Below are 6,420 nucleotides of genomic sequence, written 5' to 3' on the forward strand. Positions count from 1 at the left end.
AGGCAGTTCAGAAGAGCGATGCACGCTGCGCCAAAACGGTTAGCGCGTTGCGCATCGAAGACGTTTACAAGGAGTCACCAATGTCGTTTCCCCGTCCGTACGTCGCGTCGCCGCTCCGGTATGACAGCGGCATGCCCTATCGACGCACCGGCCGAAGCGGCCTGAGGCTGCCGGCAATCAGCCTGGGGCTGTGGCAGAACTTCGGAGGACAGGATGTGTTCGAGACGGGGCGAGCCATCCTGCGGCGGGCATTCGATCGTGGCGTGACCCACTTCGATCTGGCCAACAATTACGGCCCGCCCTATGGCTCGGCCGAAGAGAATTTCGGTCGCGTCCTCGCCTCTGATTTCGCGGCCCATCGCGACGAACTCATCATATCGACCAAAGCGGGTTGGGACATGTGGCCCGGACCGTATGGCGATGTCGGTTCATCCAAAAAATACCTGATTGCGAGTTGCGACCAGAGCCTCAAGCGAATGGGCCTCGACTATGTCGACATCTTCTATTCGCATCGGGTGGATGCCGCGACCCCGCTCGAGGAGACGATGGGCGCGCTGGTGCAACTCCATCGACAAGGCAAAGCACTGTATGTCGGCATCTCCTCCTACGAACCGGGGCTGACCCGCCGTGCGGCCGAGATCCTGTCCGCGGAAAAGGTGCCGCTGTTCATCCACCAGCCCAGCTATTCGATCCTGAACCGGTGGATCGAGCGCGATCTGCTGGCGACGCTGGAGGAGCTGGGCGTCGGCTGCATTGCCTTCTCACCCTTGGCGCAGGGCATGCTGACGAATAAATACCTTCAGGGCGTCCCGCAGGATGCGCGAGCCACCCGTGACGGGTCGCTGTCACAGGCCTTGCTCACGGATCGGAACCTTGCTGCCATCCGTACCCTGAACGATATCGCAGGTGAGCGCGGACAAACCCTGGCCCAGATGGCGATCGCGTGGGTCTTGCGCGACCCGCGCGTCACGTCGGCGCTGATAGGCGCCCGCACGGTCGAACAGCTCGACGATTCCCTGGACTCGCTGAAGACGCTCGACTTCTCCGCCGACGAACTCACCGCGATCGACAACGCGGCCGACGATGGCGGCGTCAATCTCTGGTCGGGATCATCTGACATCACTGCTCTGCCGGCAGCACAAGGAGTGCCCGCCTGAACAACGGTCAGGACGACCGCCTTCAGGACATTCCAGGCGGCGTTTGCGCGCCCTACCTTCAGACATCCGTTCATGCCCGGTTACGTTCGCCGACAGCGGCGCACAATTGCTGGAATACGCGATGCCGTAATCTCTTTGAGCAAACCACGTTAATTGAGCCTTGCCCCGTCGTGAACTGAGCGCCTCGCTACGCTTGTAAATGCCCGCCTCGAACGAAGAGCTCCGATGTCAGGCTGATAGCGGAATGCCTGCCGCCAATCGGACCAAGCGGGGCGCCGCCTTACCGGGCCGGGACGACATAGTCGTGCGTTCCGATCTGGCGATGCAGCTTGAGCGAGCCGCCAGCCTGACGCTGCCAGAGCCGGATGCCGCCGCCCGTGACGGTGCCGGACTGGCCCCCCGCGGTCCACTCGACGCGGAATTTGGGATATTCGATTACCCACGCACCGTGGTTCTCGAACGCCAGGGTCCAGACCCGCACGTCGCGGAAGGTCGCGCCGGTTCCCGCTGCGGTATAGGCGGTCAGATAGGGGCGGATCTCGGCCATGCCGCGTTTGGGCGTATCGGCGAAGGGCATGAAGATGGCGTCGCCGGTATAATCCACGAGCTTCGCCTCGACATCCTTGGTCCGCACGGCCTCGGCGTCGCGGTCGTTATGGGCTCGCAGCAATTCGCCCACGGACCGATCGCCTGCGGCTAGCGGGATGGGCGAGGACGACGGCTCCGGGATCGCGGTGAAGAAGCCCGCGGAATCGGCCAGCGGGCGGAAATAGCCCCAGGTGTCGGCCTTGAGCCTGAGGGCTGCGTCCCGCTCGACGCCCCAGACATGCGCGTATTTTCCCCGCTCCTCGTCGGCGCGGTCGGACCAGCGGATCGTGAAGGTTCCGATCTCGACCAGTGTGTTGCCCAGGTCGAAGACTTCGCTTGCGACCGGCACATAGCTGACCACCTGCCGCCGTTCACGCATCGCGCGGTGATAGGCGGCAATCTGGCGGGTGCCATGCAGCGCGGGTTGATATTCAGGCATGCTCAGCGCGTCCGCGCGGTAGAGCGCGGCGCGCGCATCGGCATCGTTGGAAAGTATCGACTCGCGCAGCTTTCCGTGTGCGGCGTTGACGCGTTCGGTCGGCGTCGCGGGAGGTCCGAACAACAGGTGCCGCGCGATGAAGGGCAGCACATCGGTGTAGAAGCGCCCCTGCTCGCCCCAATGCCGGTCGCGAAAGCCGCCGCCATGCTCCTCGGCTTCATGCGGCACGCCATATTCGGCGAGGAGATTGGAAAAGGCCTGCGCGCCATAGACATGATCGACCAGCGTGTCCTGACGCCCCCAGTCGAACTTGAAGCCCCGCAGCGATTTGAGATTGTCGGCATAAGCGGGGAGCAAGGCCGACAGCGCGAATCCCTGTTTAAAACGCGCCGTACGGTCGCTGTCCACTACGATGCGCCCGTCGACACGCCGCGCCGGTGGATCGAAGAACAGCGGCGGTCGATTGGGGTTCGGCGAAAAGGCCTGATAGATCGACGTGAAGATCAGCGAGAAGCCGTCGTCCCGCAGATCGTCGAGCGATGTCGCGCGCGCCATGCGTTCGAAGTTCGGGCGGCTGTGCGTCGGCTGGATATTCGGCCCGCTCGCCACCGGCTGCATGCCATAGACCGCGCCGAATATTTCGGGATGGCGCATGCCGAAACGGATCGCGCCATACGCCCCCGGACCGTCCCCCGCGATCCCGCGCGAATCCCGGGTAGGAAGCGTGCGGTAGGTGGCATCGATGTGCGGCACCAGCTCGCGCACCATGAAATCCTCCCAATTGCCCGTCGCCGGCGAATTCACGTACCATGAACTGCCCGCGGGGGTCGTGAAGTCGGCGGTCACGACGATGACGTCGCCGATCAGACCCTGCCCTATCGCCTTGTCCAGTAACGCCTTTGCGCCGTGGCTGGCGAAGGGTTCGCGGTGATCTTCGAAGAAATAGTTGAGGAAGTAGAGGACGGGAAATCGCTTGCCTGCCTCGGCGTAGCGCGGCGGCAGGTAGACCGTGAGGTTGCGGACTGGCGAAATGCCGATCTTGCTGCCGGCGAAGCTGGTCGATTGCAGCGTGCTGACAACCAGCCGGTCCTGCGGCTGCGCCATCGCCGGAGCGACGAACAGCGCCAGCAAGCAACAGGCAACGGCGTAAAGCTTGCATAGCGCGCTCATGACGGTGCTCCATCGCTTCGCCGCGCGGGGCCTGATGTACGCCGGAAGGGAATCACGAGTGTCTCACGTTCCTGGCCGTCCGAGCGATTGAGAAAATAGACCGTGAAGCTATCCGGCCCGGTTCGCGAGAAAGTCGCGCCGTCGAAGTAGAAGCTGGTCGAATCGCGATCGACCAGCGGACGGTCGATATAAGCCGCCTGCGCTTCCCAACCGGCGAGTTCCGGCGTGAAGTGCTTGACCCGAAGAGTCAGCGAATTTCCAATCTCGACGAACACGCCGATCTCGTAAAAGGCCAGGTTCTGGGGAGCTAACGCGCGGACGAAGCCCGGAAGCTGCCCAAAGCGAGGACTGAGAAGCACATGCTCGACCGGCCCATCGGGCATGTCGCCGATCCAGTGGCCCTCGATCCACGCCATGTCGGCGATCGTCGCACGCGGGGCCTGGCGGCCTTCAGCGTGGAGCTTGATCATGGCCCGGGGGTTGGCGAGTTGCGCCGATGAAGGGCTTGCGTGGAACAGGATCGCCAGCGCGATTACCGCCGTCGGAAACCTGAAAGGTGCATATGCCCTGTGCCTCAACCCCATGCCCACCCCCTGTTTTGGTTGAGCGGCATACGGGCCCGGAACGGGGTTTCCCGGCAATGGATTTTCGCCGGGCGGGTCCAGCGGATCGTTAAGCGGGATCAGCGGGTAAGGTAGCCGTCGATTGGCTCGCGATATCGACGGCTGATACCAACGCGGCTATGACCGACGGCGGTACACGCCGCGCCGGCCCGACTAACGGCATGTTAGCCGTTCCTTCCGCGATCCAGACGCAGACGGCGTCGGCGTCCGTGGGCCGACCCGTCGCCCGCCAAGAGCCGCCCGGTCAGACGACAGCAGAGCGGTTCGAACAAGCACGCAAGGCGGTTCAGCCCGTGCGTGGCCGCGATCCGATTTACGGTGCGACGATCAGCGATTAGGCCGAACAGCATCGCCGGCAGACTTCCCTTTGCTCTTCCATGCCTGATCCATAGAATCCGCATGCCGATCCGCCCCGAGAACCATTTGCTATATCCGACCCATATGCCTCTCTAATGGTTGACCTTACGCCATGATCCAGATGCGGTCACTCGAACCCCGCTTCCTTACTCCGTCTTTCTGCCCTTCGTTCAACGTCGCCAGTACCTACCTGGTCGGGCTCTCGGCCGTGAAGGATGAGCAGCACGGCTTGGTCACAGGCTGGAACTCCATCAGCTCGATCCGCGTGCCGTCGGGGTCGTAGAGGTTGGCCTGCCACTTGCCGTCCAGGCCCATTTGTGGACCGTCGTGACGCGGGCCTAGGCGATCTTCCCGATACAGCGTCGTGACGGCGGCCTGCAAATTGGGAACGCCCAAGGATAGGTGGTTAAGTACGCCTAGCTGGCGGGCGTCGACCTTGCTCACCGGCACGCCCGAACCCGGACCGATCATCATGTATTCCAGCCAGTCCCGCCCGTCGGGCGTCTGCTGTGACACCCAGTCGACCTTGTCGGGCTCGAATGCGCCATACCAGTACGGCCGAAAGCCGAGCAGGCGGCGGTACATCCTGTCCTGCTTGGCCCGGTCGTGGACGGCGTAGCCGACGTGGATGATGCGCCCGCTAATCGCGCTGGGAACAGCGTTGGCGTCAGCGCTCGCGGATTGCACGAACTGGATCCCGTTGCCTTCTGGATCGCGCAGGGCGAACCAACGATCCCCTTCGGTAGAGCGCTGCATCGCGCCGAGGCCAGAGACGTCTGACGCGGCCAGCCAGACCCGCAGCGTCGCCGCGTCCGTTGTCGAGTAGGCGACGTGCGCCAGCATGCTGGGCCCCTGTCCGGCGGGTGCGGGTAGCACCTCCACGAACTGGCGCGAGCTTAGATAGTAGCGGACGCCGGCCGGGTTCTCAGGGTCCGCACCCTTCCGGGCGCCCAGCACATGCGTGTAGAAGTGCTCGGACTTTGCCATGTCCCGAGCATAAATAGCGAGGTGCGAAACGCCGGTGATGCCTGGGCGCGGACCCGGCGGCGCCTTGGCCCCGAGCAGAGCGGCAGCTGCACAGGCAAGAACTGGGATACGACGGGCCATGGCAGCCTCTCCTCACCCGGCCGCGTTTCGGGCCGTGGCTGGCAGCGTAGGGAGCGATGCCGACGCTGTCACGTGCTCACGTGTTGGTCCTTGTCGATACTGTTGCCGAGGAGTTTGATGCCGCTATCTGCTAGGGTGCCGCGCAGGAACAAGAAGCGGTCTTGGTGCCGAACACTGACCCGCACCGCCGCTCTTTGGACCCAAAAGGCGACGTTCCGAACGCCCCTTCCGCTCGCCGAAACCTGTCATCCATTCATGTGCCGCAACTGGCGGGGACGGCGAGGCATTGTAGCTGCCACCAGTACACGCTTCCTGACCCTATTTAGATCTTGAAATCAGGCGAATGCGGTATCGCCCGACCTGGGAGGTCGAAGCGGGCCGGTCAGTAACGGTAACGCAAAATGGCGCGACCGCCCGGCGGCAGGGTCGGCGACCAGGTGAGGATCCCGTCGGTTCGGTTGAGCGCCTTGTCATCGGCCTCGATCGCCTGGCCCGCCGCTCCGATCGGGACGTCGAGCGTCGCCGGAAAAGGGTTGGCGTTAGTCGCCGTCAGCACGACCTCTCGCGACAATGCGTCCCCCGGAGCCGCCATCGGCACGCGCGACGCAACGATAGCCTGGGTCAACATAACCTGGCTGCTGATACCTGCCGCTAGGCGCACCGTCTCGCCAACCGTGCGGTCGGTGACCGCGCCCAATCCCAGCAGCAGGCGTCCGCCAGCCCGCTCGGCGTAGAGTGCGGTGCTGCCGGCTGGCATCGGCACGCCCAGGCCGCCAGGTGTATCGTTCTTCATCACGAGCACGATCGACGTCGGCACGCCGTCGAGCTGCTGGCCGGGATACACCGCGCGTCGGTAGCGACGATCGACCGGCACGCCCTTTTGAAAGAGCAAAGCAACTTGCTTTTGCGCGCGTGCGGCGACGGTCGTGGGCGTCGGTATGCGATAAAGCTTGAGATCGCCAAGATCTTCGGGAGGGGG

The 6,420-nt window shown here is 63.9% G+C and carries 4 protein-coding genes and 1 pseudogene; 1 reads left to right on the forward strand and 4 read right to left on the reverse strand.

Annotation, left to right across the window (positions count from 1 at the left end; all coding sequences use genetic code 11):
* The first annotated feature begins 80 nt into the window (after nucleotides 1–80).
* Nucleotides 81–1,157, forward strand: coding sequence for an L-glyceraldehyde 3-phosphate reductase (mgrA, locus tag NI18_RS01555; RefSeq protein WP_037527585.1), 1,077 nt, complete (start codon nucleotides 81–83; stop codon nucleotides 1,155–1,157).
* A 280-nt stretch (nucleotides 1,158–1,437) separates the two neighbouring features.
* On the opposite strand, the gene NI18_RS22845 is transcribed toward mgrA, so the two are convergent.
* The 4 genes and pseudogenes from NI18_RS22845 to NI18_RS01580 all read right to left on the reverse strand — a co-directional run.
* Nucleotides 1,438–3,354, reverse strand: coding sequence for an alpha/beta hydrolase-fold protein (locus NI18_RS22845; protein WP_084214940.1), 1,917 nt, complete (start codon nucleotides 3,352–3,354; stop codon nucleotides 1,438–1,440).
* Complete coding sequence (locus tag NI18_RS01565) at nucleotides 3,351–3,770, reverse strand: DUF6265 family protein (RefSeq protein ID WP_128082016.1); 420 nt, start codon at nucleotides 3,768–3,770, stop codon at nucleotides 3,351–3,353. The genes NI18_RS22845 and NI18_RS01565 overlap by 4 nt, the downstream gene beginning before the upstream one ends.
* A 750-nt stretch (nucleotides 3,771–4,520) precedes the next feature.
* Nucleotides 4,521–5,441 carry a VOC family protein gene (locus tag NI18_RS01575; protein ID WP_031441284.1) on the reverse strand — a complete coding sequence of 307 codons (921 nt, stop codon included), beginning with the start codon at nucleotides 5,439–5,441 and terminating at the stop codon, nucleotides 4,521–4,523.
* A gap of 382 nt (nucleotides 5,442–5,823) precedes the next feature.
* Nucleotides 5,824–6,420, reverse strand: a pseudogene (locus NI18_RS01580) (hypothetical protein); the annotation flags it as partial.

Source organism: Sphingomonas sp. Ant20, assembly GCF_000783375.1.
Lineage (GTDB): Bacteria > Pseudomonadota > Alphaproteobacteria > Sphingomonadales > Sphingomonadaceae > Sphingomonas > Sphingomonas aerolata.